The 3,347-nt window shown below is 62.3% G+C and carries 2 protein-coding genes and 1 pseudogene; 1 reads left to right on the top strand and 2 read right to left on the bottom strand.

Features of this window, described 5'->3' with window-relative positions; genetic code table 11:
- Together WBV89_RS19025 and WBV89_RS19020 are read right to left on the bottom strand one after the other, a co-directional pair.
- Positions 1-469 (bottom strand): annotated as a pseudogene (locus WBV89_RS19025) (glycosyl transferase); the annotation flags it as partial.
- Between the two features lie 639 nt (positions 470-1,108).
- A complete protein-coding gene (locus WBV89_RS19020; protein ID WP_423982900.1) occupies positions 1,109-2,425 on the bottom strand; it encodes a glycosyltransferase in 1,317 nt (438 codons plus the stop codon).
- Between the two features lie 45 nt (positions 2,426-2,470).
- Here WBV89_RS19020 and WBV89_RS19015 point away from each other — a divergent pair, with 45 nt between their 5' ends.
- Positions 2,471-3,157, top strand: coding sequence for a hypothetical protein (locus tag WBV89_RS19015; protein WP_423982899.1), 687 nt, complete (start codon positions 2,471-2,473; stop codon positions 3,155-3,157).
- Positions 3,158-3,347: the final 190 nt, after the last annotated feature.

Here is a 3,347-nt window from a genome sequence, read left to right as displayed (position 1 = left end):
ATGACGCATCGCGCATCCAGGTTGCATACTTCGGATAGAGGCCACCTTGGCCTGGAGTCATTCTCCGAAGCCACGGTCGGTCCACCACCTGCGGGGCAACGCCGATCACCGTGAGTCGAAACTGCGTTTGCTGCGCAAGCTCATCGAGAGCCGGAACAATCGAATCGAAGTCGGAGCCGTGCGTTGCAGTGCCGGCGTAGAGGATCTCGAGCCCGTGATCGCCGGCGCGCTCCGGGGGCTGCTGGAGTGGGCGATAGCGGCGCCACAGCCGTGGATCGATGGAGTTGGGGATCACCCTGATCAAAGCTTCGGTCGCGGTGACCGAGTCCGCCAACGACTCGGTCGAACACCAAATCTCCGCTGATCGTGTGATGACGGACTGCAGTGCCGCGATGCGTTCCTGATAGAGCAGGAACTCGGGATGAGTCGCGTCCATCCGGTGAAACCCATCGTCGATGTCGAGAACCACCGGGATCGACAGCTTGTCCGCTGCGTCGAGCCACTCGGCAGCCGTCGATGCGTCGGCGAGGGCAGTGCGCGACACGACAAACACGTCGGAGCCTTCGAGTTCGTCCGTCGCCACAACCTCGGGAGCCTCGGTGTCGACTCGCACCAAGTCGAGGTCGACACCGTCGATCTCCGACGTCAACGGTTGTACGAGGCGGATGTACGCCGATGAGGTGAAACCTCGTGGCGTCGTTTGAGGCGCCACAGCCACACGAAGCCGCTTCGCGGACCCACGCCGTGCAACCGGACGCACGGAACGTCCAGCTTGAAGGTCGACCGGACCTTCTTCTGGCTGGGCGCACGGACACCCAGTCGGATTCCCGACGGTCGATTGCCTGGATGCGACGCCACCGATCAGGTGCTGTTCGATATGAGCGAGGATGGAATCTGCTCGGTTGTCAAAGCTGTGGTGATCCAAGACCCAGGTTGCCGCCGATTGGTCAGGAGCCGTCGAGACCAGCTCTTCAGCGGCCGCTTCAAGATCTTGTCCATCAGGAATGGTTGACACCCAATCACCGAAGATTCGGTCGAGGCTGGGAAGGTGGTCGGAGAGCAGAACTCCGCTCGACGCCACGACGTCGAAGGTGCGATTGGACACATATCAGAAGTCGCGCATGGAGTCCCAATGGTCGTTCAGGACCAAACCAGATGACGCGTAGCGTCGAGACAGTTCCTCGTTGGGGAGGTACTCGCCCTTGATCATCGCGTCAGGAACGCGGTCGTGCCATCCACCGCCGTACACCGAGAGCGGCAAGCCGATCGCAGCTGCCCCGGTCACCATTGGGCGGTCTTCCTGTCTCGAGTTGCCCACGAAGAGAACCTCGTCGTTGCGCGTGCGATCGACATGCGGATGGAATCGGGCTCGATCGGTCGCCTGTGGAAGCACGTGATGGGGCTTTTCCGAGACCCAGTCCAAGAATCTCGGCCAAGTGAATGAAGCGCTGAAGAAGATGTCGCAGCGATCGATGTCGTCCCATGTCAGCAGCTCGGGATGGCTGATACTCCACATCACGTGCAGCGCGTTGGGTGGCCTTTCGTGGCCGGTCAAACCTCGCAGCGAGATCATGACGTCGTGTTTCCGGCCTACCTTCTCGTCGTGATAGTAGACGTGCGTGTTGTGACCGCGCCGTTCGAGCGCCTGGGCGAGACCGACCCCGAAATGGTGATCACCCCAAGCGTTGCGTTTGTCGCGTGGAGCGGAAAGACACACGGCGAAGTCAAGGGTCAAGTTCTGGATGGTGGTCCGAGCGTCGTGGTGTGCACAGGACGGGCCCCCGGCGTCATGTCGGGCCGAGATGACCTTCCGGTACAGATACGGCTCTCGGGTCGAGATCTGGTCCTCGGAGTTGTGGAGCTCGTACGTGGCACCGATAAAGGGCGCGAAGGCGACGTCGCGACCTCGCGAGATGTTGAGCAGGTAGTCCCAGTCGACCATTCGCCGAAGTTCCGTGTCGAACCTCGCACCGTCGTCGACGAGGTGCCGCCGATGGCACAGGACATTGAGGTCGACGTAATTGCCCGACTGCATCTCATCGAGATCGAACCGATCGCCCCGGTAATAGACGACCGAACCGTTCTGCCGTGACTGCATCGCGCTGTACCCGATCGGTGAGCCAGACCTGTCGAGTTCGGCGACCATCAGCGCAAGAAACTCCGGGTCCCACGAGTTGTCGGTGTCCAAGAATGCGATCACTGAACCGGACGCCAGCTCGAGTCCTGCATTCCGGGCGCTACTGACTCCTCCTCGCCCGTTCTGCACGAAACGAATCCTCTCGTCAGCCGCGTAGCGCACCATGGCCGCCGATGTTTCGTCGTCGGACCCATCGTCAATCACGAGCAGCTCCCAGTCGGTGTGGGTCTGCGCGACGACTGAATCGATCGCGTCGCCGATCTGCGCAGCGCGGTTGTACGTCGGCATGACGATGCTGACGGTGGTGTCGGCCAGGATCGGATTTGCCTCCAGGTGCCCACGCAGACCCAACCGGGTTTCGGCATCGAGGCCTGGGGGGAAGACGTCGTAGGTCTTGCGGACCCGAGCGCCGACGCGCGATGGGACCGTCGGCACATTGATCTGTTTCGGCGTCGCCGGCACCACCGACGGCGGATCGCCTTGTCGAGATCGACGGACCGCTCGGAAGATCGGCCCGAATGGCCGTGCCGAGCTGGTTGCAAGGCGGACGCTCCGCCGCGACTGGAGCCGTTTCAAGCGGCGCTCAGCGGCACGGGCGCGTTTGGCTTGCTCATCTGCACGCCCCTTCGCCTGAGCGGTCTCGTCAGTGGCTCGCTGTTGGATCGCGGCCCGCTTCGCCTGCTCATCGTCGAAACGCCGTTCGAGTCGTTGACGGGTGGAACGCTCGATCGTCAGCAGCCTTTCGATCTCCGCACGCTGGTTCTCTTCTCCAGTGAGTTGCCGTTCGGCTGTGCTGCGCAACGCCAACTCGTCTTCAACTCGTTGGCGTTCGTCGGCCAATCGTTGTTCTTCGCCTGCCAGACGCTCCGCCTGCTCGGCCAGTTGCTGTTTCAGGCGCTCGCCCTCCTCGACCGATGCGGTAGCACGTTCCGAGCTCGAACGAAGTTCTCGACGGAGACTGTTGCGTTCATCGAGGTATTCGGCCGCTCTGAGCCGGGTGTCTTCCAGCTCAACCCGTAGAGCTTGATTGCGCTCCGCAGCAGCCTCGACTGAACTGATCCGGAGCCCCGACGTCGCGGACCAGACGCCACGATGCTGCTCCTGTTGCCACTCCGATGCGAGCCGTTCGAGTAGCGGCGTGATTGAGGTGGTGTCCGGCTCGCGAGAAAGCATCGCAAACACGGCGTCAGCGAGGCGGACGCTCGCATGG

It is taken from the genome of Ilumatobacter sp., from assembly GCF_049588435.1.
GTDB lineage: Bacteria > Actinomycetota > Acidimicrobiia > Acidimicrobiales > Ilumatobacteraceae > Ilumatobacter_A.
This window is presented reverse-complemented; position numbering and strand designations above follow the sequence as displayed.